Origin of the sequence: Cytobacillus mangrovibacter, assembly GCF_042865275.1 — a bacterium.
Classification (GTDB): domain Bacteria; phylum Bacillota; class Bacilli; order Bacillales; family Cytobacillaceae; genus Cytobacillus; species Cytobacillus mangrovibacter.
On record NZ_JBIACJ010000001.1, the window covers coordinates 573,680 to 599,931 of the forward strand.

The following is a 26,252-nucleotide window of genomic DNA, read 5'->3' on the forward strand; positions in this document are numbered from 1 at the left end:
ATCCCTCCTGTGATCATTTTTTATTGTTTTAATTAGTTTTTTATAAACGCTCAGCTACACGAAGCTTTGCTGATCTAGCCCGATTATTCAGTTCAAGTTCTTCTTCAGTAGGAAGTGTAGGCTTTCTAGTTATTAATTTTAGAATGGGCTTATACTCATCAGGAATAACCGGCAACCCATGGGGTAGATTCGGTGTTTCACTCGCTTTTTTAAATGCCACTTTACATATCCTATCCTCAAGTGAATGAAAAGTAATGACACTAATTCTGCCGCCTGGTTTTAATAGATCTATGGCTTGCTGCAGTGACTTTTCAAATACACCTAATTCATCATTGACTGCAATTCTAATCGCTTGAAAGATTCTTTTTGCCGGATGGCCGCCTTTTCTTCTTGCAGGGGCAGGAATGGCATCCTTAATTAACTCAACAAGTTCATTTGTTGTTTCAATCGGAGCAATTTCTCTAGCTGCTTCAATTTTTCTGGCAATTTGTTTTGAAAATTTCTCCTCGCCATATTGAAAGAAGATTTTTATTAGATCGGAGTAGCTCCAATGATTAACAACATCATAGGCAGAAATTTCCGCATCTGTATCCATTCTCATATCTAGTGGGGCATCACTATGATAGCTAAACCCGCGTTCTGGCGTATCTAATTGTGGGGATGAGACACCTAGATCATACAAAACTCCATCTACTTGGGTAACACCCAATTCCTCTAATTCTTCTTGCAGAAATTGAAAATTACTCTTTATAAATGTAATTCGATCACCATATTTTGCTAACTTTTCTTTTGCAAAGGCAATTGCTGTATCATCCTGGTCAAAAGCATAAAGTTTGCCTTTTTCTGATAGCCTAGACAAGATTAATTCACTGTGTCCAGCTCCTCCTAATGTACAATCTACATAGATTCCATCAGGATGAATATTCAACCCATCAACCGTTTCCTTTAAAAGTACCGTAGTATGTTTAAACATAGTTGTCCACCTTTCTGGAGGTTTTAATGTTATGAGGTTGGATTAGAGGAAATTAGCGAGGAAGCTAATTTCTTATTCGTACTATATATCAAACCCAATCATATTCTCTGCAATTTCAGCAAAAGACTCCTCTGAATCTGAAAAATAATCTTCCCAAAGATTTTTGCTCCAAATTTCAATTCGATTGGATACACCTAATACAACACATTCTTTTTCTAACTTTGCATATTGTTGAAGCGGGGAAGCTATGTTTATTCTTCCTTGTTTATCAATTTCACATTCAGTAGCTCCTGAAAAGAAAAATCGTGTAAATGCACGCGCATCTTTTTTTGTTAGAGGCAATCCTTTTAGCTTTTCTTCAATTAATACCCATTCGCTCATTGGGTAGCCAAATAAACATTGATCCAATCCGCGCGTCAATACAAAAGCTTCACCTAAATTATCACGGAATTTAGCAGGAATGATCAAACGGCCCTTACTATCAACGTTATGATGATACTCACCCATGAACATAGCCACTAACCCCACTTTCTTACTCCAATGTACCACATCCCCCCACTTTCCTCCACATATTTTTTATATTCTATTATTAGTTGAAATCTCCTTTTTAAAATGGAGGATTCCTTTTATTTTTTGTTCGTCTTTTCACTACAAAAGGGTGCAAGTTTTTATATTCCCCACTTTCCTTCAACAAAAAAAGACTGCACCATTTAAAAGATGCAGTCTTTTTTTGTTGATATATAGTTTTTTCAGTTGTATATAGTAAAAATGGTTTTATTTTTAAATTGGCTCTTTTCGCAAACATTGTTGCTTTTGACATGAATTCGTAGAAGTTGATTTCCGCTCCAGGTCGCTCGCTTTCCGCGGGGTGGGCGCTGAGCCTCCTCGACGCTAAAGCGTCTGTGGGGTCTCAGCTGTCCCACACTTCCCGCAGGAGTCTCGCGCCTTCCGCTACAATCAACTAACATATTTGACAATGATTTCACTCACAACTTTTATTCAAAAAACAACAATTTTTAAGTGTCTTAAATTTTAATAAGTTTGTGGGTGCCATCGAATGTGAAGGAACACTCGAGCAGGTCATTAATGAGACTTGGTCCATAATGATTAATATAGTATAAACCATTCAACATTCGCTCTTGTGGGGAACCAGCAGGCCATAATGCATTTTCAACGCGATCAAATTTATTGATAACGACTTCGTATTTCATTTGGGCTGTTTTGTCCAGCTTTTCTTCCATAAACATTAATTGGTTGATTAATTTAGCTTCATTCTTTTTCAACAACGGTACAAGCCCCATATTATCTTCCATTAAATAAGCTTCAAGCTTTTGATAATTTTGAAGTAAGTCTTGTTTCGTTTTCTCAAAAAGCTTTTCAATCTTTTCATCCTTTAATGATTGAAGAAATACTCTCTTTTTCTTTTCAGTACCAATCGTTAACGTTTCTTGTAAATCAAGGCCAAGCTCATTCATATCAGTTTCAATCGAGCGATCTAATAAGGTAATGTTCAATCGAGGCACAATTGGAGGCATCTTAAGCCCAAACCATTCAAAAGCCTGTTTTAGTTCTGCCCAATAGGCAATTTCCCCTGGCCCTGCAATAAAGGCAAGCGTTGGAAAAAGCCATTCCTGCATCAATGGTCTAGTAACAACATTATTGCTCAGTTTTTCTGGAAATTCTCCGGCAAGTTCTAGCATCTGATCATAGGAAAATTCCAATTGTCCTTCTTTCCCGAAAAACACTTTGTTTACATCGTCATATTCAAGCAGTACTCTTTCATTATATTCTTCATCATAATAGAAAAGGTTAGCTGCTTGGCTGCTTATTTCAATTGCCCTTGAGAATCCATCAGCGTTTAGCTGCTCTTGCTGCAGCTTCACAGCTTTTGTAATTTCTTGTGCGCTGTTAATCTGCTTTATAAAGAATTCCTTCTCGAGTCTACGGATTTTTCTGTCACCTGAATCAATGATCAAGAGCCCCGAGTCTTTAAACAGTTGCATAATAATATGAGCAAAGAAATCTACAAATGTACCAGAATTACTAATAGCCTCACCTAGATTATGAAGTAGCATTTTTGTATTTGCTGTTTCTCCAAAAGACTTAATAATCCCTTCTGCCCATTGTGTACAAAGCTCTTGGTTTAAAGTGACATCTGAAACCATTCTTTTGTCTAGAACTTTCTCAGGGTAGATTTTTTTTTCTATTTTATTATCTTTTTCAATGAAAATATGGTTTACTTCTTGATAATCATGATCCTCTCCCGCAATCCAAAAAACTGGAACAACAGGTGTATTTAATTCTTTTTCCTTCTGTTTAGCGAGAGTAATAATCGAAATAATTTTATGTATCGTATACAATGGACCTGTTAAAATACCCGCCTGTTGGCCACCAATGACGACTGCACTATTTCCCTTTTTCAGTTTTTCTAATGATACTTTGACCTTCTCTGATGAAGGGAATTTAGCCATATATTCTTCAATATGCAACGCAAGCGCCTCTCGCATATATGTACGTTCTTGTATGTCTCCTAGCCGTTTTTGATCGTCTAAATTATCATTAAAGCGATAATGAAAATAACGCTGAATGTTTGCTGTCTGTTCGAGATATTCAGTAGCAAACCGGTTCGTAGCCGGCAATGAGAGATTTAGAATCTCCATTTTTAGAACTTCCTTTCTTATCAATAATTTTCTATCCATTTCCCCTTATTCACCATATGAGTATATCATTGTCTGAAATGAAAAGAAAAAAATTAACACTTTTGCATGCTGCAGTTGCGCAATCCCATTCCCTTTTCTTTATTGCATCGAGACAAACGAGTTCACACTTTGGACAAGTCCAATTACAGTCAAAACCACATAAGCCATGAAGAATAAGAGAAAGTTAAACCGCCAATATCCACGGAAAACAAGTGGGAAATTAATTTCCTGCTTCACTCGCCAATGAATAATAACAAAAATGATTGCAATAATAAGCATCGACAGAATGATCAGCCAAAAATAATTCTGATCCCAAATGGTTAAAATTAAATAGTGCACAGAAAAGATAAATAATAATGTACTAACGTCGAGTGCAATATGTACTGAACGGCGGTGCTTCTTTGTAACTTGCTTGCTGACTATAAAGACTAGCAAATAGCCCAACAGCGGAATTGTCACAAAAGTAGCGATTATTGATGAAAAAACCGAACCCATCCTACTTCCTCCCTTCTCCATACTCCTTTCCTTTTATCAGATGATAAAAGCTTTCTGAAAACGGAGCATTCATTTGCCCTTCTCTTGCTTTCTCTATTACATATCCAAGGATGGCATCTATTTCTGTTGGTCGATTTTCATCCAAATCCTTAAGCATGGATGATCGATTCAAAGACGTTTTTCTGCAAATATTCTCTACATAATAAAATGTATTCTCTTTATCCACTATGCTTAAAACTGAACTGATTTCATTGAAGATTTCTTTAAATATATAATAGTAGTGTGGATTCTCAAGGAGCATTCCATTATTGACATTCAATGCTGCCGTAAGTGGATTGATTACTGCATTGACAATCAGCTTATTTAAAAGCATCTCCTGATAATCTTCTTCAAATATAAATGGAAAGTTTTCTACAGGTATTTTAACCATGTCTGTTAATATAGTTAAGTTATCTCCTCTATAAAGAGCTAATTTGATCAGTCCTTCACCCGTATGAATTACATGATTTACAGCCACTTTATTTGCTCCATGCTCTACCGTTCCAACAAAAATATTCTTAGCATTTACACCTTCTAACCACTTCAAATGACCCATCCCATTTTGAAGGAACAAGAGTGAACCTCCAACATTTGTATTGGAAGCAGCCATTTTCTCTAAAATAGGAGGAAGCTGATACTGCTTAACGGCAAGAATGGTTAGCTCTTCTTCACCGTTCCATTTTGAAAATAATGAAACATTTATCGCTTCCTTTATGCAGTTCTTATCTTTTTCAAAGATTAATCCCTCAGCTTCGAGCACATCCAGCTGTCTCTTTGAGCGGACATATACACAGACTTGATGATGCTTTTTTAAATAGTGCGCAAGCAACAGGCCAATAGAACCCCCACCAATGATCCCTATTTTCATAATAACCTCTTTTTCATAATGTATTTAGTCATATTTTAACAGAAAAATGAAATATGTTGAGAGAAAGTTCAAGAATGTTCATAAACAACAGCTAAGGGGAAAAAAAGCTCCTTCTCGAATATCCGAAAAGGAGCCAAACATGGATGTTAAACTGGATATACTGGGTGCTTCCGAACACTAAATGTTAATTCCTTCGTCTCATATAAATCATATCTTTGCTTTAGAACTTCTCTTAAGTCAAAAGGTGAAACGATGTCATCAACAATTAATTCAGATGCCAATCGATAAATATCAATATGCTCACTGTACTCTCGCTGCTTCTCTTGAATGAATGCTATTTTTTCTTTTGGATCTTCTATAGCATTAATTTTATTCGAATAAACGGCATTTACAGCAGCTTCTGGGCCCATTACAGCAATCTGTGCAGTTGGAAGTGCAACACAGTAGTCTGGTTCAAATGCAGGACCAGCCATCGCATATAAACCTGCTCCATACGCTTTTCTAACAATAACTGAAATTTTCGGTACAGTCGCAGAACTCATAGCTGCAATTAGCTTTGCACCGTGGCGGATAATTCCTGCCCTTTCAACTTTCGTACCAATCATAAAGCCTGGCACATCTGCAAGGAATAATAACGGAATATGGAATGCATCACATAGCTGAATAAACTTTGCTGCTTTGTCCGCAGAATCAACGAAAAGGACGCCTCCTTTTACTCGCGGCTGATTCGCTATAATGCCAATGGTACGTCCATCAATTCGTGCAAACCCAGTAATTAATTCAGCTGCAAAAAGCTTTTTAATTTCAAAGAAGCTGCCCTCATCAATTAATGAATCTATACACTCATACATGTCAAATGGTGCATTTTGATTCTTCGGAATAATTTCTTCTAAATCACGGCCAACCTTTGGCTGAATCGCTTCAAGTTTTTTCGTTTTCTCTTTAAAGCTTGCCGGGAAGTATGTAAGATATTTTCTAGCCGATTCAATTGCCTCTTCTTCATTGGCAGCAAGAACATCGCCGCACCCACTTACCGTACAATGCATGCGTGCGCCACCCATTTCTTCGAGTGTCACTTTTTCACCAATTACTTTCTCAGCCATACGCGGGGAGCCTAAATACATGGATGCATTTTTATCCACCATAATGACGATATCGCAAAAGGCTGGTATATAGGCTCCACCAGCAGCAGAAGGACCAAATAATAAACAAATTTGCGGAATCATTCCAGAAAGTTTGACTTGATTATAGAAAATTCGCCCTGCGCCTCTTCTATTTGGGAACATTTCTAACTGATCTGTAATTCTCGCACCAGCAGAATCGACTAAATAAAGTAAAGGAACTTTTAATTTTTCAGCTGTTTCTTGAATGCGAATAATTTTTTCAACTGTTCTTGCACCCCATGATCCAGCTTTAACTGTTGAATCATTAGCCATCACACAAACGGTTTGCCCATTTACCTTCCCAATTGCCGTAACCACACCGTCTGCTGGTAAATCTTTTTCTACACAATTGGCAAATTTGCCATCCTCTTCATACAGTCCATTATCAAAAAGGAGCTCCAGCCGTTTTCTCACAAATAATTTATTTTGCTCATGAAGTTTTTCGTGATACTTCGGTTGTCCCCCCGCTTCAATTTCTTTGCTCTTTTCTTTAAGCTTCTCTACTAATGTGTTTACAGTTGTCATTTTGTCCCTCCTACTCCGATTCTCTACCATCTGCTAACAATCGTATTTACTTACTCTAGAACGAACAAAACGTCTCCTTCATTTACAAAATCTCCGATATTCACTTTTACTTCAGTAATTTTCCCTTCTGATTGGCTTTCAATTGGAATTTCCATTTTCATGGATTCAAGCATTAATACTTCTTGTCCAGCCGAAACTTCATTCCCTTCTTCGACCATAACGTTTAAGACAGTTCCTGCCATTGATGATGTAATTTCTTTCATTGTTTATTCCTCCTATTGTTTAATAAATGTTTTTTCAGTTAAGAAACTCGTTGAATAATTGCCCTTTCGGAAATCAGGATCTTTAATAATCTCTCTAAATAACGGAGCATTTGTTTTTATTCCCTCAATGATTAAATCTGTGAAAAATTGGTCGGCTCTGTCGATTGCCTCTTCCCTGCTCGCACCATAAATGATGCATTTCGCAATCATCGGGTCATAGAAAGGGGTAACAGTGGATTGCGATTCATATCCTGAATCCACTCGTACGCCGGGAAAGTCTTTCCACTGAAACAATTCAATTTTCCCTGGTGAAGGAAGGAAGTTCTTTGGATCTTCAGCATATAGTCGAAATTCAATCGCGTGTCCGCTTTGCTGTATATCTGATTGAGACTGCGGCAGCTTATCACCACTCGCGACAAGAATTTGCCATTTTACAAGGTCAAGGCCGGTAATTTGCTCTGTTACGGGATGCTCAACTTGCAATCTTGTATTCATTTCAAGAAAATAGAAGTTTTCTTGTTCATCAACAATAAATTCGATGGTTCCAGCGTTTTTATACTTGACAGCAGCAGCTGCTTTTAGTGCTGTTTCATACATTTTCTGCTTTGTATGTTCAGATAAGAATGGGGATGGGGATTCCTCCACAACCTTTTGGTGTCTTCTCTGAATGGAACAGTCTCTTTCAAATAAATGAACAATGTTTCCATGATGATCACCAAAAACTTGAACCTCCACATGTCTTGCATTTTGGATATACTTTTCAACAAACACTTCTTCCGAACCAAAATATGCCTTGGCACGAGCTTTTGTTGATCCAAATGACTTAGCGAGCGCTTGCTCATTCTCACAGCGAACCATTCCTATTCCACCGCCGCCCCCACTTGCTTTCAGCATAACAGGATAGCCCATTGATTCAGCAAGTCTGATCGCCTCTTCTATAGTAGAAGTCCCTTCCTCACTGCCTGGAACGACTGGAACACCAGCTTCAATCATCGTCCTTCTAGATATAATTTTGTCTCCCATTAACTCAATCGTATCCGGATCTGGCCCGATAAAAATAAGGCCCTTTTCGATAACCGCTCGTGCAAAAGCAGCATTTTCAGAAAGGAAACCATACCCTGGATGGATTCCATCTACTCCTTCATTTACTGCAATCTCGAGGATTGCATCTGTTAATAAATATGATTTATTGACAGGTGCTTCGCCAATTCTAAAGGCATATGTTGCCTCCTTGACAAATGGAAGATCTGAATCAGCATCCGAATAGATTGCCACAGTCTCCATGCCCATATCATGACAAGTACGAATAATTCGTTTAGCAATTTCTCCCCTATTTGCAATAAGAACTTTTTTCACCCAAGATCTCCCCTTTCTATCTTTGATGTTAAAAAAAGCAGGAAAAAATCATTTGTAGCAATTAGACTTTTGAAATCTTCCTACAATAATAATATATTTCTACAATCTTCTGCATATTTCCTTCTTATTTTGTAAACGCTTCCGAATTTTTTAATTTTTATAAAATAGAGCAACAAATAATACGAGGCAGAATTTTTTGTTTTTTTGTTATATAATAAAAATTATAGGGTAAGCACTTTCTTTAAAATTTTGTAGTGAAATAGATTATGAGGAATATAATCATCTAATTGCATCAAAGAAGGAGAGGTAAGTTATGATGTATACTATCGAAAAGTTAAAAGTAAATTACAAAACACTTGAAGAGTTTAAAAAGTTCAGGGAATATGGTTTACAAGAGCTGTCCATGCTCGAGGATCTTGAAGCGAATATTATTGAAGATGATAGCGTTTCTCCATTCTACGGGATCTATTTTGGCGACAAACTTGTTGCTAGGATGAGCTTATATAAAGTAGAGAAGAAATTTGATCGCTATTTCGAACCTGCTCAAGATTACTTGGAGCTTTGGAAACTAGAAGTGATTGCTGACTACCAAAATAAAGGCTACGGAAAAGCACTTGTCGAGTATGCTAAGAGCTTCGGACTCCCTATAAAGACAAATCCTAGAGTTAAATCAAAAGAATTCTGGAATAAAATGGGGTTCTCTACAGTTTCTTATGAGATGGAAAGAGACCTTGGAGAAAATCCACTCGTCTGGTACCCTCAAGGGGTTAAAGAACAATCACATTAAACGAAAAGTAACGAGCAATAATAGACAACTTAGTTAATAGACAAGGCGGACATTTTATTGTCCGCCTTTCTTTAGGAATAGCATGCCTTAACACACCCCACTATACCTTTTGTTCACTAGCTTCCTCTTTCAATTCAACCATCTTGCGCGCTCTTTCCATAATATCTAATAAGGCTCTGTAATCCTTTTGTACAGAATTTAAATCTTTCAGTAATTTTTCATTTTCTGAAGCAAGATAATACAATTGTTTTTCAAGTTTCTCAATCTGCTCTTTATACGTTTTTAAATCTTCACTTTGTATACTGGATTTTTCCGCCTCTTCATATAAATCCTTTAAATAGCTGACCAAATCCTCAAATCTGAAAATCTTTTCCTCTTCTTCAGAAATAGCTGCTTGAACTTCCAAGGAAGTCTGGTCTGCTTCAAGAACCTGTACTGCTTCTTCAACCGGAGGGTTTTGCTTTCTTTCTTTTCTTTGTTTTTTGGCAAGCTCTATTCCAGATTGATATTGTTTTCTAACATATGAGTTCCAGCGAAAGCCACAGGCAGCAGCTGTCCTGGTTAGTTCCTTCCCTACCTTTTCAAATGCTTGAAGCTGTGTTCCCCCTTCTCTAATATGGCGAAGCACAATTTCTGCAAGAAGTAAATCTTCATCATGTGTCCAAGCATCTTGTCGAGTTGATGACATCAGTGTACCCTCCTAGTGTTTTTTTATTAATACATATGCTTATGCTAGAAAAGATAGACTGATATCCTGTTTGAATATTCACAATTATTGTTAGTTTATTGTCTATTTATAAACTTTTCCACTTGACGATGATGAGCTTCTCCTTGCCATAAGACTGCGCAATTGCGCACTTCTTGTTTTACTCTTTCCTCCACCCCTGCTTCCATCCATTTTTTTATAAACATTGTTTTATATGCCTTTAATACATCCCCTTCTAGTACTAGCATTCTATTTAAAAAATGTCGGCAATTTTCTATTGGATCCCCAGAAAATATCAATTGCAGAAATCCCATTTCCTTTAATTGCTCTGCATCGTATAGCTGTGCTTCCATCAGCATCTTCATGGCCTGAGCAGGCTGCAGTTTTTCAGATAGAAAGGTTCCACCGCCCCAGCCTGTCGTAATGGCAAGTGTTCCCTGAATGAAACCAGCCAGCACTTTACTGCTTGCAATCCGAAAATCACATGCAGAAGCTAGCTCACATCCCCCGCCCACTGCTGTACCATTCATTAATGCAACGGTTGGCTTTGGCAGGAAAAGCAGCTTAAGTAATATTGCGGACATTCTATTCAACATTTCAAATGCTTCATCTTCTGTCCTTAATTGATGGAAGCTTGATAAATCACCGCCAGAGCAAAACGCACGGTCTCCTGCACCTGTAATGACCAGCATTTTTATCTGATCCTCTAAAGCTTTGGCCAGAGCTTCCTCCAACCCGTCCATTACTTCATAATTAATCGCATTTCTCTTTTCTGGCCTGTTAATTGTAAAAACTAATAATCCGTCATCCTGTGCTTCTAATATGTATGGTTTCATATGAGTCTCCTTTATAGATTGTTATGATTATTTTACCAAAGAAAAAAGCACAAGAACAAAATGTTCTTGTGCTTTTTATCTCAAAGGGAAATTAGTTATTAACAACTTCTTTTCCTTTGTATGTTCCGCAAGCTTTACAAACGCGGTGAGCAAGTTTCATTTCACCACAGTTAGGGCATGATACCATACCAGGTACCTGTAATTTAAAATGGGTACGACGTTTTCTTTTTGCAGTTTTAGAAGTTCTTCTAAAAGGTACAGCCATTCTTCCCACCTCCTTAAAAGTATTAAGAAAGTTATGAAGGCCAGAGCAAACTGGATTCTTCAAATGCTTCTTGTTTTTTCTTCTGATTATGAATCGGAAGAAGGATCATTTTGATCAAAAAATTGCGCAAGTCCCGCAAGGCGAGGGTCGATCTTTTTTTGTTTATCCTGCTCTTGAATGACCTCCCAATCCTTACCGGACTGTGGAGCTCCTTCTTCACCGGAATCGACACAAAACACTTGCATTGGAACTTCTAGTATCAGGATCTCATGAATGACCGGCATAAGGTCAATCACTTCTCCCTCAACACGGTGAACTTCCTCTTCAGTTTCATATTCCTGATCCTTTAAGAGAAAAGTTTCTGTTGTTTCCACATTAATTGGGAATTTTACGTCAACTAAAGTACGAGAACAAGGAAGGATTAAGTAACCTTTAATTATTAAATGAAAAGTTACTTGGGTCGAATCAATATCTACTCGGCCTGTTATATGCATTGGTGAAGTATCTCTAATGGTTGGATCAATATTTTTGATCTCATCCACATTGACCATTTCATCAAGCGAAAAATCCTTGCTTCGATATTTTTGTAACTGACTTAAAGTCCATTTCATACGAATCACCTCAAGGCAACAAAGGTAATTATAGCTTTCCTATAATTATTTGTCAATAAAATTTCTTTACAGTATAATGTGAGCATTATCAGATAATTATAACCTATTTTTTGCTTATTTGCTTAGCTTTCTCATGATATCCCACTTTTAAACAATGAAAGGAGAATATAGTATGAATGCAGTTGGTGTGATTGTCGAGTATAATCCTTTCCATAATGGACATGCTTTTCACATTGAGGAAGCAAGAAAGGCGGCTAATGCAGATATCGTCATCGCCGTTATGAGCGGAAATTTCCTTCAGCGCGGGGAGCCTGCACTAGTCTCAAAATGGAAACGAACGGAAATGGCTTTAAAGGCAGGTGTAGATATTGTTTTTGAACTGCCTTACGTATTTGCTACTCAGCAGGCAAATACATTTGCGAGCGGAGCGGTATCGATTCTAGAAGCTGCAGGGTGTCGTTTTCTTTGTTTTGGAAGTGAATCAGGTCAAATCGATAGCTTTTATGAAACCCTTTCTTTTCTAAAAAACAATGACTCCCGCTATCAGCAGCAAGTAAAGCTTCATTTAGAAAAAGGAAATAGTTACCCAAAGGCATCCTCACTTGCTTTTCATGATCTTCATCCCGACAAAAATATGATTGATTTATCAAAACCAAATAATATTCTTGGCTATCAATACATAAAAGCTGCTAAAGAGCAGAATGCTTCAATTGAAGCGTTGACTGTTACTAGAAAAAATGCAGACTATCATGATCCACATTTTGCATCTGAATCCATTGCTAGCGCCACAAGCATCCGAAAAGCTCTCTTTTCCTTAAATGGACAATTAGAATCGGTTCAACAATATGTTCCAGAATCAACATATGAGGGGCTTATTGAATATAAGGAACAATACGGACTTTTTCATGATTGGGAGCTGTATTGGCCCTTATTAAAATTCCGCCTCGTTCAGACAGCTCCTGAGCAGTTAAAAAGCATTTATGAGGTGGAGGAGGGTCTTGAGAACCGAATCCTTTCTGCTTCACTTGAATCTGAAAGCTTCCAGCAATTTATGGAAAGACTAAAAACAAAACGCTATACATGGACAAGACTTCAAAGGGCATGTCTCCATATATTAACGAATACGTTAAAAGAAGAAATGAGTATGGAAGAAGAGAAAGCATCTTATTTACGACTGTTAGGTATGACAACGAGTGGGCGCGAATATTTAAATAAGTATAAAGCCGATCTTGCTTTACCGATGGTATCTAGAATTTCCTCAACAAAGGATCAGCAGCTTTTGCTAGATATTAAAGCTTCTAGAGTTTATGCTATGGGAGCTTCTGGATTTGCACAAAAAAAACTGCTTGAAAAGGAATTCAAGCAGCCGCCAATCATTATTGCAAAATAGCGGCTTTAAGCCGCTATTTCGCTTTCATATTCTCTAAATAATTCACAGCCTCATCAAAGGTATCAACTGGAACTATTTTCATTTTTGTTTTAATATCCTTTGCGGTTTTGACTGCCGCACGATAATTGGAATCTTTCGCACCCTCTTCATTAGGTGCAAAGAAAACAGCGGCACCTGCCTTATCTGCTGCTACAATTTTCTGTTCAATTCCGCCAATCGGTCCAACTTTTCCATCTGAGTCAATCGTACCAGTACCTGCAATAGGATAACCTTTAGTTAAATCCTCTTCAACTAACTGATTATAAATTTCCAAAGAAAACATCAAGCCTGCTGAAGGCCCGCCAATATCCTTACTATCAATGGTCACTTTCGGCTGGACATCCATTTCTTTATCATCTACTAGAGAAATTCCAACACCGACTTTCCCCGTCTCTTTCAGAACTTTTAAAGGAATCTTTGCTTCACTGATCTTTTGATTACGCTCAATGGTAAAGTTGACTTCATCGCCCTCCTTCTTACCTGAAACATATTTGATAAATTGCTCTGAAGAATCAAATTCATTTCCATCCACTTTAAAGATCCGGTCACCTGCCTTAAGTTTCCCATCAGCTGGCATACCAGGCATAACATTTAAGACAAAAACCCCATTATAATGGTAATAAATTGCAATATTTGCTTTCTTATACGCAGTTTCGATTGCAGATAGCTTAGACGTAGCCATTAAATGAAGCTGGCGGACATTATATTCTTCATCCGTCTCATTTTCTTTCCTAATAGCTTCTACTGGATATATCTCCTGATACTTACTTAGTTTAGCTATTGCATAGGAATAAATATTCGCCCTTCCCATTCTAACCGTTGTCAGCATAAAACTTCCTTGTTCATCATAACCATTTTCAACATTTATAATCGGCTCAAGCTCCTTTGCCATGCCAGGCTTTGAGACATAGTATGGCAGATAATAAAAGGAACTAAGCAGAATAATAACTGCAGCGATGATGAAGGAACGCAAAAAGTACTTATTTCTCATTTAGCCGGCTGCTCCTTCCAATCCTTTATCAGCTTGTTAATCTGATTTATTTGCTTCCTTGTTTCTTCTTCCCCAATAAGGATGATTTCATCAATATTCGTAAACGCTCTTGAACTGTACATCTCAACACTTGGACGAATGAGAATATCAGATTCGACAATTCTTTGTGTGACCAATTCCATCTGCATAATATCAAGACTTTGCATAATGACATCATAAATGGAAGTGATTTCTGTATTTGTTTTCACATGAGCCACATCAATAGCAATAACGATATCCGCCCCCATCTCCTTCACTACAGAAACTGGAACGCGATCAACAACAGCCCCATCTACTAATAGGCGTCCGTTTAATTTCTCTGGAACAAAAATACCGGGTATAGAAATACTTGCCCGTACAGCATCTGCAATTGGCCCTTTATCAAATACCACCTTATCCCCTGTCATTAAGTCAGTTGCCACTACTTGAACTGGAATATCTAGTTGTTCGAGCATCTTTCCATGTGTAAAAATCCGAATGAGTTCCTTGACTCTTGCTCCTGCGATAAACCCCATTCTAGGAACAGTAAAATCCAAAAAATATTTACGCTTAAATGCCCTAGATAATTTATAAAGGCGATCAATATCCAAACCTGCACCATAGAAACAGCCCACCATCGCCCCCATACTGCTGCCTGCAATTAAATCGATAGGAATTCCTTCTTCCTTTAATACTTTAATTACACCTAGATGGGCGAACCCTCTCGCCCCACCAGAACCAAGTGCCAAACCAATCTTCGGCCGATGCAAAAGAATTCCTCCTTTATTGTTTTATACAGTATCAGCGAAAATGTCTATCCCTTGTTCAATCTTATGGTCTTTTTTTTCGTTCTATGAGTATATTGATTTATATGAGGACAAGTCTGACAGGCATCATTCATGATTTGTTTATATTATATTAGCATTCTTTATTAAAATCTAATTTCAAATAGTTAGTTCACCTTTTGAGGGAGGCTCGAGCCTGTGTTTCGTTCTAAATTAAAAACAATCATTCTTGCCATTTCTGTTACCATGATGGCTATTTCACTCATTTCATTTCCTCAAGAGTCTGTTGACGCCTCTATAAGGGGATTAAACATGTGGTGGGAAATTGTATTTCCTTCACTATTGCCATTTTTCATCGTTTCCGAAATGTTAATTGGTTTTGGGGTCGTGAAATTTATCGGCGTGCTCCTTGAACCGCTAATGAGACCCTTATTTAGAGTACCTGGGGTTGGCGGTTTTGCATGGGCAATGGGTATGGCCAGCGGATATCCTGCAGGAGCAAAATTAACAGCTAGGTTGAGACAGGAGGGGCAGCTATCAAAAATCGAGGCTGAACGTCTTGTATCCTTTACAAACTGTTCAAATCCACTTTTTATATTTGGAGCAGTTTCAGTTGGCTTTTTTCATAATGCAAAACTTGGCGTAATCCTCGCATTAGCACATTATTTAGGTAATTTCACTGTTGGACTCGTTATGAGATTTTACGGCAGAAACCATGAAGTAGCAAATAAGGAGAAAACGAAAGTACCTTCCATTCGATCAGCCCTTTCTGCCCTCCATCGCACAAGGATCAATGATAATCGCCCAATCGGCAAGCTGCTAGGAGATGCGGTTATGTCTTCTATTAAGACATTGCTCATGATCGGTGGATTCATCATTCTCTTTTCTGTCATAAATAAACTGCTATTCCATGTCGGTATTACAAATTTATTGGCTGGAGGATTAGAAGTCATTTTGTCTGCGCTCCACTTACCTGTTGAATTAAGCATTCCTTTTATATCAGGATTATTTGAAATCACTCTCGGCAGCCAAATGACGAGTCAAGTTCAACAAGCTACTTTAATGCAGCAAGCTGTCATTACAAGCTTTATATTAGCTTTCAGTGGTTTTAGTGTTCAGGCACAAGTTGCAAGCATACTCGCACAGACAGATATTGATTTTAAACCTTTTTTCATCGCACGGATTTTCCACGGTCTATTTGCTGCAATCTATGCAGCAATCCTTTGGAACCCTATCTATGAACGTTTCTATAACACGGAACAGCCATCTAATGCAGTCCCTGTTGGCCTATTCGGAGAGAATTCATGGCTGCAAAAATGGTTTACTATTATGATAGATACAGGACCATTAATTACACTCATTGCCCTAGCCGTTTATGTAGTATTACTTGCGAGAAGATTGAGATCGATTTAATGAAATGAAGCGACACGAATGATAAACGAGCACTTGAAGTGCTCGTTTAGTTTATTCTTTAAATTTGGCTTTCAGCGCTTTTTCTACGCAAGGCGGGACAAGCTCTGTCACTTTTCCATTATACTTAGCAACTTCCTTAACAATACTTGAGCTGAGAAAAGAATACTGATTATTTGTCATGATAAAGAAGGTTTCTATCTCATCATTTAACACACGGTTCATCGACGTAATCTGCATTTCATATTCAAAATCTGAAACCGCTCGAAGCCCCCTGATGATCGCGTGCGCATTCACATTTTTCGCATAATCCACAAGTAACCCTTGGAAGGAATCTACTTTTACATTCGGTATGTCTTTCGTTACTTCTTTAATTAATTCAATTCTTTCTTCCACAGAAAAAAGGGGTTGCTTTGATGAGTTATTTAACACGACAACATAAATTTGATCAAAAACTTTCGCCCCTCTCCTGATAATATCCAAATGTCCATATGTAATTGGATCAAAGCTTCCAGGGCAGACAGCGATAGCCCCCATATAAATCCCCCTCTATGTTATTTATCTATTCCATATATGGTTATGGCAATTACTCCATACCTTTCATATTTCCGTTGTACCAAGTTACCGACAATGCTCGGCAGCTCTATATCTGAGCTATGCTCACAAACAATCGTTCCTTCACTGACAAGCAATTCTTCCTCATGAATCCGTTCAAGAAGCTTTAATAGCTGCTGTTTTTTGTAAGGGGGATCCAAAAATATAAATTCAAACGCAAGTTCCCTCTTCACTATAGCCTTTAACGCTCGCTCTGCATCATTTCGGAAAATTTCAGATTGATCTTCAAGCTCACATATTTTCACATTATCATGAATAGTCTGAATCGCCTTCCCATCCCTATCCACGAAAATGACTTTCTCTGCTCCCCTGCTCAATGCTTCAATTCCAAGTCCACCGCTTCCAGCAAATAAGTCAAGCCCTAATCCACCTTCAAAATAGGGGCCAATAATATTAAATATAGCTTCTTTCACCTTATCTGTTGTTGGTCTTGTTGAACTGCCTGGTACAGCCTTTAATATTTTCCCTTTCTGGGTCCCTGAAACTACTCGCATATTTTATCACCACACAAATCATTCCATTTAATCATTTTTCCTTCCTATCCTATCATAATTAATTACCTGCCGCCAACTGTTATAGAAAAATGCTGGCCGCTTGCCAGACAGAGGAAAAAATCCCTGATTATGTGTATAACCATTCTCATTATGGAAATAATGAGGTTAACAGCATCTATTTCGAGGATGTTGTTGCCAACCGCGGAGAAGACTTACGTTTCCCCATAAGTTCTTCCTCCGGTTTCTCCTCTCCCTTTGCCTTCTATCCTAAGAAAAGGATATAGAAGGACCCTGCAGAATTTTTCTGCAGGGTTTTTTTCTTTTTACAATGACAACTTAATATCCTCTTTCCCTTCATCAATAGAGATTTTAAAAATAGTCTGAAGCCATTGTTTGCTCATATAATAATGTCCATTCAAATTTACTAAAGGATTCTCCAGCAGGCCATAATCCTCTTCATTGTAAATAAAAATATTCTGATTTAAATAAAACCGGTAGCTATTTCTCCCCTTAAGCACAAGGATTGACTTATGGTTAGGAAGTACTTTAACTTCAAATTCGAGTTTCTCCATTATCTCCATGAAAGGGTAAAGCATCATGCCCTTATCGTAGATTGCTTCACCTTCTATTTGTTCCTTATTGCCTATACTAATTTTTCTAGGGTCATAATAATGGAAAGGGACCCATTTAGTGGATTCCGTTTTATTCAAAGTGAAAAAACGTGTAGGTAACCCCTTAATTTTATAAATGAACTTGTCCAGTTTTTCTGTGTTCATTTCCCCTGATCCATTGTTTATTTCATTGAAAAGTGCGGCTAGTTCGTCCTCTGACAGATTTTCTTTTAATTCTTGAAGAATCGCCTTTCCTTTTTCAGACAGGGGGGTAAGCTTTGCTGTATAAGATGTGAAAACATCCAGAAGCCACTTCTCATCAGCAGACAGTTCATTAAACTTCATTTGGTAATAATAATGAACAAGCTTTCGTTTAAGCATTTCTTCCTTTGTATTTGATGAGGTGACGATCATCCCTTTTCCGCTGTTTTCATTCAATTGATCTGTAAACACAACAGATACAAAGGGATACCCTTTCAAACGGTTCAGCTCTTCGAAATCATAATCCTTCACTAGTCCTTGCTGATTTATATAGTAGCTAACTTCTTTATTTGTCTGTTTATTCTGGAGAGCAGCCGGCTGCCAGTATAAGGCAGGAGCAGCCCCATTCCCCTTAAATAAATAATAATCAATTAAATCCATTTCTTTTATTCCCTTTAAAGGCATTCCAGCTACCCAGGACCCCTTCCTTCTGACTATATCAATAATTTCAATGTCAGTAGCTTTTACGATTACTCCCAAGAGGTCTGTCGTCCATTCTTTAAGTAGAAAAGCCGTATCTATTTTTTGAATAGGAATGGTGTACTGAAAGATCAATGTATCTTTATCAGGTAAAAATGTTTGTGGATTTTCATCTTTTGATTCACAGGGATCTCCATTGTCTTTTATGCATAACCATTGAAACAGTTCCCCAGGTATAACAACTTGATATTCTTTATCTGGTTTTAAACCAGATATTCTTTGCGTTATATGCAGGTCCTTTTCGCTAGATTGTACAGTAAGTTCCTGCACCACTTTTTCGATATTGTCGTCCCCTAGGCTAGCTTGCTTTGAATAAGCTTTCCATTGCCAAGACAACACTCCTCCAATAGCTGTCAAAAAAATCACAAAAATTAGACTAGCTGTTCTCCACATCGAAATTCCCCTTACCATTTTTCTTTATACTAACCATATCAAATCAATCGACATCAGTCACATGAAATTTGAATGAATTTAGCAGATTGTGTATGATTTTAACGACATTTAAATAAAGGGAAGCTTCAATTTTCGAATAGAAAATGATAAAGTATGGGATAGTGCAATTTTTTTGATTTAGAGGAGGAATTTTGACTTGATTCAGCGTTTTATTGAGATCGGAGAGGGATATTCCGATATATATGAACTAATTGAGATTGCAAAAGCCAATCAAGCGCGCCTTTGCCATCTAATGGCCATTCACACAACCATCGCAAATAAAGATGTTACATCCCTTATTGTCGTATTAAAACCAACTATTCCTGGCAATTTTCAACCGCTATATATTTGCAGGGAGGGAATTCCAAATCCAAAGGTCACACCGAATAAACGGTTTGATTTATTTGCACAGACAGCAGAAGAACTTCATAAAGAAATCATCCAGTTTGACATTAAGCCATCAACAGTGTTCGCAGAAAAGGAATTATTTTATCAGTATCTAATTGGAATCTTGCGATTAAATCACTATATCCCGCCATTACAATAAAAAAGTTGAGAGCATAGACTCTCAACTTTTTTATATTCCCATTTTATAGTCATATTCTTTTGCCTTATCTGGCTTTGAATTTTCGAATTCCATTTTAAGAAACGGCTTGTAGGATGGTTCGACTTTTTTAACAAATGAATAGGAACTAATCTTTGAAATTAAGCCTTCTGTTTCATCAAGATCACAATATAGTACTACATATTTTAATCGTTTAGAAACAAAATGGACATTTCCAAACCTTCTTAACATTTTTGCCTGTTTTAGCGTATAAAGCCAGACAATAATCCCTTGCCGTTGACCCAGCATATTTTCTTCCCCTTTAAAGAGTAATTCTTTTTTTATTCAGTCTAGCATAAAGAAACAATCTTTTACAATGATCAATCAAAATAATCATCAGAAAATTGAAAATATAGTAATGGTTGATGAAAACGGCATGGATACTTTTCCATGCCGTTTATGATCAAGCTTTATGAACATCCGCAACTTCCTCCGGTCCCACATCCGCCTCCACAGCTCGATGAACTATCAAAGAATGGGTTTCCAGTTGGAACCTTTATGTGCTCTGAAACAGAGCGTCCAATTAGTACGCTTACTTCATCCAAAATCGCTTGCAGACCATTTTCAGCCTTCCTAAACTCAGCTACATTATCATCCATGTCCATTTCTCTCTTTAATTCTCGAATAGACTTCATGACTGTTTTATATTCTGGATGATATTTACCAAAACGCTGAACTTCCTCATAAAGCTCCTTCATTTTCACGAAGTCCCTAATCTTCTGTTGCGTCTTTTTATTGTTTCTTAATCTATATAAACATTGGCGGTAATAGTCCGCCTCCTCTGATTCAATAATCATAGCTGCTATTTGATCAGCTTCATCCAAAATTTCTATCCCTTCAATTGTAGCAAGCAAAATAAAGCTCACCTCCGTTTCATATTTTACCATGAAACGATGAAAATCGAAAGTTATCTTATCTGAACACTAAACTCTTTTTTCATAATGACTGATGGATCATTCTCCTTAACGACTTCTAATTTCAGAAAATGTTTTCCAGGTGGCAGAGCTTTTACAATGAATGCAGCAGAATTGATCTCTTCTTTCTTCTTACCATCTACATATAGAATAATTTTGCCTTTCATATTGTCTGCTGACTCTCTAAAGGTAATACCTTGAACAATACATTCGATTAATACATTCCTGCCAACAACCTCATACCCAACATAAAATGGATCATTACTATTGGATTCAACGTTAAAAACAGGAATATCCGAAGATTCCATATTGAAACTGATAGGTTGTACACTTATTCTCGTTTCAGGCTCTGGGATGTCTTTCTGACAACCTGCGGCTATCATGAATAGACAAACAATACATACGTATATTATGCCTTTCATTGTCTATCGCTCCTTTATTCCTACATCAACATGCATTAGTTTTGCCTACAAAAAATATTCAAACTTTTCCTTATGTATTTATTGTGTACTTTGCCAGCTCTTTTTACTCTTTTGTCAAAGGTTGAAAATAACAAGAGCTTTCTCATTCATTGAGAAAGCTCTTGTTATGACTGTGAATTCATTGCTTGAAACATACCCATCATCATTGAAGCCATTTGAACACCATTAGAGAACTTTTCAACCTTATGAGGAATGGTGTTTTTATAATAATTAAGAGCCGCTACCTCGAGAGATTGAATCTCGTGTGGGTTGCGTGACAGTTTTCGGTACCATATTGGCTGCTCTCTAATGAAGCTTTGCAATTGTTTATTTTGACTTAAATAATCTACAATATCTTGCCTCATTTTACTCTCCCTTTCCTAATCCTTTTTAAATACAAAAGGATTGCTTGATTTAGTGTCCACAACTTTAGACAAACCTGCTTTGCTTCCACCTTGAAATTGAGAAATGACCCCTTGAACAGCCGTTAATGCTTCACTAAGATTCTGGACATAACCTTGCATTTCATTTGCATCCATTTTTTTTATGGACCCCATAATATTCCCAATCCAATCGGTCTTTTTTTCCTCTTTAGCTGTTTCACTTATTTTACCTGTTCGAAACGTATCCCATCTCGAGTCTTCTTCCCCTAATAAGTACCAATCTTCATATAATTCCTGCCATGTATTTTTTCCGGTTCTAACTTCTTGCACTATTTTGGGATTTGCCTTCACAAATGCTTTGAATTGCTCAACAGAAGGATGGAGATTTTTCTTCGCCATTTCAATTCACCTCTACCTGTTACAATCGCCTACCATATTTTATGACTGAGAATGAAAATGGTGAACTAATTCTTTCTAACTGAAAAGTTAAATGCAAAAACACTACTAATAATGTTACTATTATGAATGCAGATTATTTCCGAAAGGTGAATACAAATGAAGGAACAACTAAAAGAACTATTAGAAAATTGTATGGATCACGCATCTACAGAGGAACTAGAGGTACTGACTGATATTTTACGAGGTTTTCATAAAAAACAGAATAAAATCAACAGTTCTTATATTGGCGGACTGCTGCATATGGAACGTACGATGGATGATAAAATGTGTGAACTAACAGTCCCCCTAACCCCACTATTGAATAATTCATTAGGTATAGTCCATGGTGGTATGACTGCTACAATTATTGATTCAGCGATGGGGACATTGGCAAATTCCTTACTGCCTGAAGGGTTCGGTGCTGTAACAACCCAATTAAATATCCATTATTTATCAGTTGGCACAGGAGATTATTTACAATGCAAGGCACATATTGATCATAAAGGCACGAAAAGTATGGTTCTATCTGCGGATGTTCATCGATCTGACGGAAAAAAAATCGCACAAGCAACAGGAAGCTTCTTTATTATTAAGAAAAAATAACTAAGAAGATCGTTTAGGCGGTGAAGATATGGTAACAGCCATTGTTATACCTATTATTTGTCTTTATTTTTACTGGCTTGCAAAAAAAGATATGGAAAAAAGTCTTCAAAAGTGGCAAGAATTAAAAAATGTACCTGAAGAAGCTGTTATATATGGCGAAATCATGCAAGTGAGCGGATATAAACAGCGTTTTTCCTATTATCGATTTGTTTACGTCCTAGAGCTATCGATTCAAATGGATCAAAGAAATTGGAAAGTAAAGAAAATCATTCCCATTGAAAAGGGATTTCATCCCCCTGAAATAACTAAAGGGGAAAACGTTGTCGTGTATGGTAATTGGAAAGAAGAAGTTTTCCATATCAGCAGGATTGAAAAAAGAGCTTGACGTCCAAGCTCTTTTCTAAACATATAAAGTGAAACCCTAATCTGCGATAAAATTTTATTTCTTATTCTGACCATTTTTCAATAAAGTTTTGCGTGTAATGTTTTTTATAAACTCCAACGCCAAGATGAGTGAATTTTTCATTTAATAAGCTCTCACGATGCCCTTTACTATTTAACCAGCCTTCCACAACTGCTGGCGCATCTATATAATTAGCCGCAATGTTCTCTCCAGCTGTTTGATAAAAGATTTCCGCTGCATCTAGTCTATCTGATAATTCACCATATTTCTCTGATGTATGTGAGAAGTTGTCTGCTTCATACATATCTTTACTATGCGCAAAGGCAACTACTGCTGTTTCTGCATCCCATTCAAGAGGCAGTAAATCATGCCGAACTCGAAAAATATTTGTGATATCAAATATCTGCTGTTCACTGGCCTTTTCAACTTCCTCTTCATTAATAAGCGGCGGCGAATTCAATTCAAGCAATTCACCTCTGTACACCATTTCATATGGACGTTGTTTAATTAACGTTTCTGCATCCAGCATCCGAATACTTGATAAAGTACCTGTGAATTTATCAATATTCAGCTGCATATAATTATCAGCAATCATAATAAGCGGACGGGTATTCATATCATCTTCAGATAGTTCAAACATATAAGAGCTATCATCATAATCAATACCAATATTCGCTTCTATTGTTGTTAAATGATAAATATCCGTAATGGACTGCCCAATCTTAAAAGGGAGAATTGGTACATCTGAACCAGTTGCATAAATAGTTACTACTTTACTATTAGCCATACCGAATTGGACATATTGATGTGTACTCTTCTTATATATCCACCAATCATAGCCATAGAAGGTAGGATCTACTCGTTCTGGTTCGCCAAGACTATCAGTTAGTTCCTTGCTCGTCTTTCCGAGTAAATGAAGCCAACTTTCTTGAGGAATTTCTAACTGGGAAGAATTTTGAACAGAAGCCACTTCATCCAAACTTTGGTCTACTTTTGGTTGTTGAATCTCTTCACTTATTAATATTTCTCCATTATTCTCCGTATTGATATTGAATAAAAAAATAATTGCTAATAGACCAGATATTATTACAAGAATACGAGCAAGATTACGCAGGAGGATTCCCTCCTTTCTATCATCATTTATTTCATTATATATTCTATTCCTATGAAAAGTATATCATTATTCCTATGTATTATGCTTATATGGAGTAAAGAATCTGATAATTACTAACTATCGTTAAACAAAATAAAAGGCTTTTTTTGCAAATATTGTTGCTAATGGAAATATAGTGTGGCTAGACGTTGATTTCCGCTTCAGGATGCTCGCTTTCCGCGGGGTGGGCGCTGAGCCTCCTCGGCGCTAAATCGCCTGCGGGGTCTCAGCTATCCCACTTCTCCCGCAGGAGTCTCGCACCTTCCGCTCCAATCAACAAACTTTTTTTGACAACAGATATGTATTTATAACAACAATCTTTAAAAAGAGTCAAAAGAAAAAGAACACCGCAATGGCGTTCTCTTCATCTTTCCTATTTCTCCGTTATAAAAATTGTCCAATAGTGGCCATAAGGCCCACCTTCTACATAGCTAATGCCAATACTTGTTGCTTTCTCATTTAATATATTGGCTCTATTCGTTGCAGAGTTCATCCATGATACAAAGATTTGGTTCGCGTCACTATGCCCTGCTCCAATATTTTCTTTTACTTTTCTAAAGGGCACTTGTAAATCCTTTAACATTTCTGAAGGATTGCCATATGTAGGTGAATGATGTGAAAGATATTCATTTTCCATCATATCAACTGATTTAAGCTTTGCAGCATTTGACAGGGAGGGATCAACACTCAATGGCTTCAAGCCTAACTGAGCCCTCTTACTATTCATTAGTTCAATCAGTTTACTTTCTTTGTTATTTAAATTATATTCACCCTCGGTCATATCCTCCATGCTTGGAATGATAATTATCTGTCCTGGAAAAATTAAATTAGGATTCATAATATGCTGATTACTGCTAATTACTCTATTTAGACTTATATGATGATTTACTGCAATTTCCCAAAGTGTATCACCTTTCTTTACAACATAATTTGATTGAGCATTAGCATTCTTAATCATAGAGAAACAGAAGAAAAAGAACATAATCCATACAAGTTTCTTTCTCATTCATAAGCTCCTTCCACTTACCTTTTTAGCATTTCCAATTGAAATTAATTTCCCCGAAAATGTTGAAATTCTTTACGATTTCTTGAATTAATTCAATGATTGAACTTCTTTCTTTCATGTATTCGTTGCATCTTCTGTCTTTTTCAACTATTATTAGATTTGTGATGAAACTTATTAAAATTTAACCTAATAAGCTGTTTACAGCTTTTGATGGACTGTTTTTAGGAGGGACAAACATGAAGTTTGAGAATACGGGTCTTGAAAAAAAGAAAGCAGACTTAAATCGATTAGATGATTTAATGTTAACCTATGGTCTTGTTCGTGCAGGTCAATGGGATTATGAAAGAGTTACATACGATCGTAAATTTCAATTAAAAGAAGGCGTGTACTATTTGCGTGTGTTCGGCTATGCTGTAGAGGGTGATGTCGGTGCAGATGAAGCACTTATTCAATTGATGACACCTGCGCTTGGAAAACATTACTATCCACATGGCGTTGAATACGGTGAAGACGAGCATTATCCAAAAACGCTTGTTGCTCAATGTGAAAAAATTCTAGCTGATGTTAATGCAGAAATTGAAAAATTCACTAAGTAATATAAAAAGACGCATGTCAACTCGACATGCGTCTTTCTTATATTTTAAGATCCCAATATAGCCTTTATGGTTGAAGTTGTTTCTCCGCCATGATAGATAACATATAATAATAAATAGACAGCAACACCTGTAATAGCAGTGAAAAACCAAATAATACTTGTGATCGGCCCTAGCTTTCGATGCAATGATAATTTATTTTTGTACCCACTAATAAGGGAAATCAGTCCAAACACTGCCCCAATAGTCGCTAACGTCACATGAAAGATTAAAAAAATCGTATAGTATATTTTGATATCATCTGGACCGCCAAAAGATGTATTCCCAATAAAAACAGTTCTGCTCATATAAATAATAAAGAAACTAATCGCAAAAACCCCTGCGAGTGTCATTGTCTTCTTATGCGATTCTATCTTTCGCTGTCGTATTTGTCCCCATCCAATCGCTACACAAATAGCACTTAAAACAATAAATGTTGTACTAATTGTAGGTAAAATCGGCAATGAATAATTCATTTTGTCTCCCTCTCAATTCATTCATGACTTTTTTTTCATACCATTTCTAATCATTTGATCCTGAACA

The 26,252-nt window shown here is 37.0% G+C and carries 32 protein-coding genes; 7 read left to right on the forward strand and 25 right to left on the reverse strand.

The annotated features are described in order from the left end of the window. Positions 1-40: 40 nt before the first annotated feature. From rsmH to ACFYKT_RS02845, 8 genes are all read right to left on the reverse strand, one after another. Positions 41-973 carry a 16S rRNA (cytosine(1402)-N(4))-methyltransferase RsmH gene (gene rsmH, locus ACFYKT_RS02810; protein WP_389215093.1) on the reverse strand — a complete coding sequence of 311 codons (933 nt, stop codon included), beginning with the start codon at positions 971-973 and terminating at the stop codon, positions 41-43. 81 nt (positions 974-1,054) lie between these two features. Then, positions 1,055-1,486, reverse strand: coding sequence for a division/cell wall cluster transcriptional repressor MraZ (mraZ, locus tag ACFYKT_RS02815; protein ID WP_389215413.1), 432 nt, complete (start codon positions 1,484-1,486; stop codon positions 1,055-1,057). A 512-nt stretch (positions 1,487-1,998) separates the two neighbouring features. Further along, positions 1,999-3,633, reverse strand: a complete 1,635-nt coding sequence (bshC, locus tag ACFYKT_RS02820; protein ID WP_389215096.1) for a bacillithiol biosynthesis cysteine-adding enzyme BshC — start codon at positions 3,631-3,633, stop codon at positions 1,999-2,001. Positions 3,634-3,771: 138 nt separating this feature from the next. Further along, entirely contained in the window at positions 3,772-4,167 is a 396-nt protein-coding gene (locus ACFYKT_RS02825) for a DUF3397 domain-containing protein (protein ID WP_389215099.1), read from the reverse strand. 1 nt (position 4,168) lies between these two features. Beyond that, entirely contained in the window at positions 4,169-5,074 is a 906-nt protein-coding gene (locus tag ACFYKT_RS02830) for a 2-dehydropantoate 2-reductase (RefSeq protein WP_389215102.1), read from the reverse strand. A 146-nt stretch (positions 5,075-5,220) separates the two neighbouring features. Next, positions 5,221-6,762, reverse strand: coding sequence for an acyl-CoA carboxylase subunit beta (locus ACFYKT_RS02835; RefSeq protein WP_389215105.1), 1,542 nt, complete (start codon positions 6,760-6,762; stop codon positions 5,221-5,223). Positions 6,763-6,812: 50 nt separating this feature from the next. Beyond that, positions 6,813-7,025: a biotin/lipoyl-containing protein gene (locus ACFYKT_RS02840; RefSeq protein WP_389215107.1), complete on the reverse strand. Its 213-nt coding sequence runs from the start codon at positions 7,023-7,025 to the stop codon at positions 6,813-6,815. Between the two features lie 12 nt (positions 7,026-7,037). After that, positions 7,038-8,381, reverse strand: a complete 1,344-nt coding sequence (locus ACFYKT_RS02845; protein WP_389215110.1) for an acetyl-CoA carboxylase biotin carboxylase subunit — start codon at positions 8,379-8,381, stop codon at positions 7,038-7,040. A gap of 313 nt (positions 8,382-8,694) precedes the next feature. Between ACFYKT_RS02845 and ACFYKT_RS02850 the strand changes: the two genes are divergently transcribed. Continuing rightward, entirely contained in the window at positions 8,695-9,168 is a 474-nt protein-coding gene (locus ACFYKT_RS02850) for an N-acetyltransferase (RefSeq protein WP_389215113.1), read from the forward strand. 100 nt (positions 9,169-9,268) lie between these two features. Here the strand turns inward: ACFYKT_RS02850 and ACFYKT_RS02855 are convergent, their stop codons facing one another. From ACFYKT_RS02855 to ACFYKT_RS02870, 4 genes are all read right to left on the reverse strand, one after another. Continuing rightward, entirely contained in the window at positions 9,269-9,856 is a 588-nt protein-coding gene (locus tag ACFYKT_RS02855) for an RsfA family transcriptional regulator (protein ID WP_389215116.1), read from the reverse strand. 95 nt (positions 9,857-9,951) lie between these two features. Then, positions 9,952-10,710 carry an enoyl-CoA hydratase/isomerase family protein gene (locus ACFYKT_RS02860; RefSeq protein WP_389215119.1) on the reverse strand — a complete coding sequence of 253 codons (759 nt, stop codon included), beginning with the start codon at positions 10,708-10,710 and terminating at the stop codon, positions 9,952-9,954. 91 nt (positions 10,711-10,801) lie between these two features. Next, on the reverse strand, positions 10,802-10,975 hold the full coding sequence (rpmF, locus tag ACFYKT_RS02865; protein ID WP_053475556.1) for a 50S ribosomal protein L32: 174 nt from the start codon (positions 10,973-10,975) through the stop codon (positions 10,802-10,804). A gap of 86 nt (positions 10,976-11,061) precedes the next feature. After that, positions 11,062-11,586: a YceD family protein gene (locus ACFYKT_RS02870; RefSeq protein WP_389215121.1), complete on the reverse strand. Its 525-nt coding sequence runs from the start codon at positions 11,584-11,586 to the stop codon at positions 11,062-11,064. Between the two features lie 172 nt (positions 11,587-11,758). Between ACFYKT_RS02870 and ACFYKT_RS02875 the strand changes: the two genes are divergently transcribed. Continuing rightward, a complete protein-coding gene (locus ACFYKT_RS02875) occupies positions 11,759-12,976 on the forward strand; it encodes a nucleotidyltransferase (protein WP_389215123.1) in 1,218 nt (405 codons plus the stop codon). Positions 12,977-12,989: 13 nt separating this feature from the next. Here the strand turns inward: ACFYKT_RS02875 and ACFYKT_RS02880 are convergent, their stop codons facing one another. Continuing rightward, positions 12,990-14,006 carry a SepM family pheromone-processing serine protease gene (locus tag ACFYKT_RS02880; RefSeq protein WP_389215126.1) on the reverse strand — a complete coding sequence of 339 codons (1,017 nt, stop codon included), beginning with the start codon at positions 14,004-14,006 and terminating at the stop codon, positions 12,990-12,992. Continuing rightward, entirely contained in the window at positions 14,003-14,794 is a 792-nt protein-coding gene (locus ACFYKT_RS02885; protein WP_389215129.1) for a patatin-like phospholipase family protein, read from the reverse strand. The genes ACFYKT_RS02880 and ACFYKT_RS02885 overlap by 4 nt, the downstream gene beginning before the upstream one ends. Positions 14,795-15,007: 213 nt before the next feature. Between ACFYKT_RS02885 and ylbJ the strand changes: the two genes are divergently transcribed. Continuing rightward, complete coding sequence (gene ylbJ / locus ACFYKT_RS02890; protein WP_389215132.1) at positions 15,008-16,222, forward strand: sporulation integral membrane protein YlbJ; 1,215 nt, start codon at positions 15,008-15,010, stop codon at positions 16,220-16,222. Between the two features lie 51 nt (positions 16,223-16,273). Here the strand turns inward: ylbJ and coaD are convergent, their stop codons facing one another. The 3 genes from coaD to ACFYKT_RS02905 all read right to left on the reverse strand — a co-directional run bounded on the left by coaD (position 16,274) and on the right by ACFYKT_RS02905 (position 19,073). Next, entirely contained in the window at positions 16,274-16,756 is a 483-nt protein-coding gene (coaD, locus tag ACFYKT_RS02895) for a pantetheine-phosphate adenylyltransferase (protein ID WP_389215135.1), read from the reverse strand. 17 nt (positions 16,757-16,773) lie between these two features. Further along, the gene (gene rsmD / locus ACFYKT_RS02900; RefSeq protein WP_389215138.1) at positions 16,774-17,328 is read right to left on the reverse strand and encodes a 16S rRNA (guanine(966)-N(2))-methyltransferase RsmD; all 555 of its coding nucleotides are present in this window, start codon (positions 17,326-17,328) and stop codon (positions 16,774-16,776) included. A 323-nt stretch (positions 17,329-17,651) separates the two neighbouring features. Next, on the reverse strand, positions 17,652-19,073 hold the full coding sequence (locus ACFYKT_RS02905; RefSeq protein ID WP_389215141.1) for a stalk domain-containing protein: 1,422 nt from the start codon (positions 19,071-19,073) through the stop codon (positions 17,652-17,654). A gap of 196 nt (positions 19,074-19,269) precedes the next feature. Between ACFYKT_RS02905 and ACFYKT_RS02910 the strand changes: the two genes are divergently transcribed. Continuing rightward, positions 19,270-19,659: a DUF7147 family protein gene (locus ACFYKT_RS02910; RefSeq protein ID WP_389215143.1), complete on the forward strand. Its 390-nt coding sequence runs from the start codon at positions 19,270-19,272 to the stop codon at positions 19,657-19,659. A 30-nt stretch (positions 19,660-19,689) separates the two neighbouring features. Here the strand turns inward: ACFYKT_RS02910 and ACFYKT_RS02915 are convergent, their stop codons facing one another. The 5 genes from ACFYKT_RS02915 to ACFYKT_RS02935 form a co-directional block, all read right to left on the reverse strand. Continuing rightward, a complete protein-coding gene (locus tag ACFYKT_RS02915; protein WP_389215146.1) occupies positions 19,690-19,965 on the reverse strand; it encodes a YlbG family protein in 276 nt (91 codons plus the stop codon). A gap of 161 nt (positions 19,966-20,126) precedes the next feature. Then, positions 20,127-20,570, reverse strand: a complete 444-nt coding sequence (locus ACFYKT_RS02920; RefSeq protein ID WP_389215149.1) for a YlbF family regulator — start codon at positions 20,568-20,570, stop codon at positions 20,127-20,129. A 53-nt stretch (positions 20,571-20,623) separates the two neighbouring features. Further along, a complete protein-coding gene (locus ACFYKT_RS02925; RefSeq protein WP_389215151.1) occupies positions 20,624-21,052 on the reverse strand; it encodes a hypothetical protein in 429 nt (142 codons plus the stop codon). Positions 21,053-21,216: 164 nt separating this feature from the next. Beyond that, complete coding sequence (locus ACFYKT_RS02930) at positions 21,217-21,456, reverse strand: YlbE-like family protein (protein WP_389215154.1); 240 nt, start codon at positions 21,454-21,456, stop codon at positions 21,217-21,219. Positions 21,457-21,471: 15 nt separating this feature from the next. Next, the gene (locus ACFYKT_RS02935; RefSeq protein WP_389215156.1) at positions 21,472-21,873 is read right to left on the reverse strand and encodes a YlbD family protein; all 402 of its coding nucleotides are present in this window, start codon (positions 21,871-21,873) and stop codon (positions 21,472-21,474) included. 156 nt (positions 21,874-22,029) lie between these two features. Between ACFYKT_RS02935 and ACFYKT_RS02940 the strand changes: the two genes are divergently transcribed. Together ACFYKT_RS02940 and ACFYKT_RS02945 are read left to right on the forward strand one after the other, a co-directional pair. Next, positions 22,030-22,515 (forward strand): PaaI family thioesterase, encoded by a 486-nt coding sequence (locus ACFYKT_RS02940; RefSeq protein WP_389215158.1) that lies wholly within the window; start codon positions 22,030-22,032, stop codon positions 22,513-22,515. Between the two features lie 28 nt (positions 22,516-22,543). Continuing rightward, positions 22,544-22,900: a hypothetical protein gene (locus ACFYKT_RS02945; protein ID WP_389215161.1), complete on the forward strand. Its 357-nt coding sequence runs from the start codon at positions 22,544-22,546 to the stop codon at positions 22,898-22,900. A gap of 61 nt (positions 22,901-22,961) precedes the next feature. On the opposite strand, the gene ACFYKT_RS02950 is transcribed toward ACFYKT_RS02945, so the two are convergent. Beyond that, positions 22,962-23,888, reverse strand: a complete 927-nt coding sequence (locus ACFYKT_RS02950) for a CAP domain-containing protein (RefSeq protein ID WP_389215416.1) — start codon at positions 23,886-23,888, stop codon at positions 22,962-22,964. A gap of 556 nt (positions 23,889-24,444) precedes the next feature. After that, positions 24,445-25,077, reverse strand: coding sequence for a CAP domain-containing protein (locus ACFYKT_RS02955; protein WP_389215163.1), 633 nt, complete (start codon positions 25,075-25,077; stop codon positions 24,445-24,447). 236 nt (positions 25,078-25,313) lie between these two features. On the opposite strand from ACFYKT_RS02955, the gene ACFYKT_RS02960 reads away from it, so the two are divergent. Further along, positions 25,314-25,673 (forward strand): YugN family protein, encoded by a 360-nt coding sequence (locus ACFYKT_RS02960; RefSeq protein ID WP_389215166.1) that lies wholly within the window; start codon positions 25,314-25,316, stop codon positions 25,671-25,673. A 44-nt stretch (positions 25,674-25,717) separates the two neighbouring features. On the opposite strand, the gene ACFYKT_RS02965 is transcribed toward ACFYKT_RS02960, so the two are convergent. Continuing rightward, entirely contained in the window at positions 25,718-26,185 is a 468-nt protein-coding gene (locus ACFYKT_RS02965) for a DUF420 domain-containing protein (RefSeq protein ID WP_389215168.1), read from the reverse strand. Positions 26,186-26,252: the final 67 nt, after the last annotated feature.

Bases quoted from the DNA above. Each gene is read 5' to 3' on its own strand.
- ACFYKT_RS02940 (WP_389215158.1), top strand. From the start codon at position 22,030: ATGAAGGAACAACTAAAAGAACTATTAGAAAATTGTATGGATCACGCA.
- ACFYKT_RS02825 (WP_389215099.1), bottom strand. From the start codon at position 4,167: ATGGGTTCGGTTTTTTCATCAATAATCGCTACTTTTGTGACAATTCCG.
- ACFYKT_RS02935 (WP_389215156.1), bottom strand. From the start codon at position 21,873: ATGGCGAAGAAAAATCTCCATCCTTCTGTTGAGCAATTCAAAGCATTT.
- mraZ (WP_389215413.1), bottom strand. From the start codon at position 1,486: ATGTTCATGGGTGAGTATCATCATAACGTTGATAGTAAGGGCCGTTTG.
- ACFYKT_RS02835 (WP_389215105.1), bottom strand. From the start codon at position 6,762: ATGACAACTGTAAACACATTAGTAGAGAAGCTTAAAGAAAAGAGCAAA.
- ACFYKT_RS02830 (WP_389215102.1), bottom strand. From the start codon at position 5,074: ATGAAAATAGGGATCATTGGTGGGGGTTCTATTGGCCTGTTGCTTGCG.
- ACFYKT_RS02915 (WP_389215146.1), bottom strand. From the start codon at position 19,965: ATGCTGGGTCAACGGCAAGGGATTATTGTCTGGCTTTATACGCTAAAA.
- rsmD (WP_389215138.1), bottom strand. From the start codon at position 17,328: ATGCGAGTAGTTTCAGGGACCCAGAAAGGGAAAATATTAAAGGCTGTA.
- ACFYKT_RS02855 (WP_389215116.1), bottom strand. From the start codon at position 9,856: ATGTCATCAACTCGACAAGATGCTTGGACACATGATGAAGATTTACTT.
- ACFYKT_RS02850 (WP_389215113.1), top strand. From the start codon at position 8,695: ATGATGTATACTATCGAAAAGTTAAAAGTAAATTACAAAACACTTGAA.
- rsmH (WP_389215093.1), bottom strand. From the start codon at position 973: ATGTTTAAACATACTACGGTACTTTTAAAGGAAACGGTTGATGGGTTG.
- ACFYKT_RS02965 (WP_389215168.1), bottom strand. From the start codon at position 26,185: ATGAATTATTCATTGCCGATTTTACCTACAATTAGTACAACATTTATT.
- ACFYKT_RS02860 (WP_389215119.1), bottom strand. From the start codon at position 10,710: ATGAAACCATACATATTAGAAGCACAGGATGACGGATTATTAGTTTTT.
- ACFYKT_RS02870 (WP_389215121.1), bottom strand. From the start codon at position 11,586: ATGAAATGGACTTTAAGTCAGTTACAAAAATATCGAAGCAAGGATTTT.
- rpmF (WP_053475556.1), bottom strand. From the start codon at position 10,975: ATGGCTGTACCTTTTAGAAGAACTTCTAAAACTGCAAAAAGAAAACGT.
- ACFYKT_RS02925 (WP_389215151.1), bottom strand. From the start codon at position 21,052: ATGAAAGGCATAATATACGTATGTATTGTTTGTCTATTCATGATAGCC.
- ACFYKT_RS02875 (WP_389215123.1), top strand. From the start codon at position 11,759: ATGAATGCAGTTGGTGTGATTGTCGAGTATAATCCTTTCCATAATGGA.
- ACFYKT_RS02945 (WP_389215161.1), top strand. From the start codon at position 22,544: ATGGTAACAGCCATTGTTATACCTATTATTTGTCTTTATTTTTACTGG.
- ACFYKT_RS02880 (WP_389215126.1), bottom strand. From the start codon at position 14,006: ATGAGAAATAAGTACTTTTTGCGTTCCTTCATCATCGCTGCAGTTATT.
- ACFYKT_RS02840 (WP_389215107.1), bottom strand. From the start codon at position 7,025: ATGAAAGAAATTACATCATCAATGGCAGGAACTGTCTTAAACGTTATG.
- bshC (WP_389215096.1), bottom strand. From the start codon at position 3,633: ATGGAGATTCTAAATCTCTCATTGCCGGCTACGAACCGGTTTGCTACT.
- ACFYKT_RS02960 (WP_389215166.1), top strand. From the start codon at position 25,314: ATGAAGTTTGAGAATACGGGTCTTGAAAAAAAGAAAGCAGACTTAAAT.
- ACFYKT_RS02905 (WP_389215141.1), bottom strand. From the start codon at position 19,073: ATGTGGAGAACAGCTAGTCTAATTTTTGTGATTTTTTTGACAGCTATT.
- ACFYKT_RS02955 (WP_389215163.1), bottom strand. From the start codon at position 25,077: ATGAGAAAGAAACTTGTATGGATTATGTTCTTTTTCTTCTGTTTCTCT.
- coaD (WP_389215135.1), bottom strand. From the start codon at position 16,756: ATGGGGGCTATCGCTGTCTGCCCTGGAAGCTTTGATCCAATTACATAT.
- ACFYKT_RS02930 (WP_389215154.1), bottom strand. From the start codon at position 21,456: ATGAGGCAAGATATTGTAGATTATTTAAGTCAAAATAAACAATTGCAA.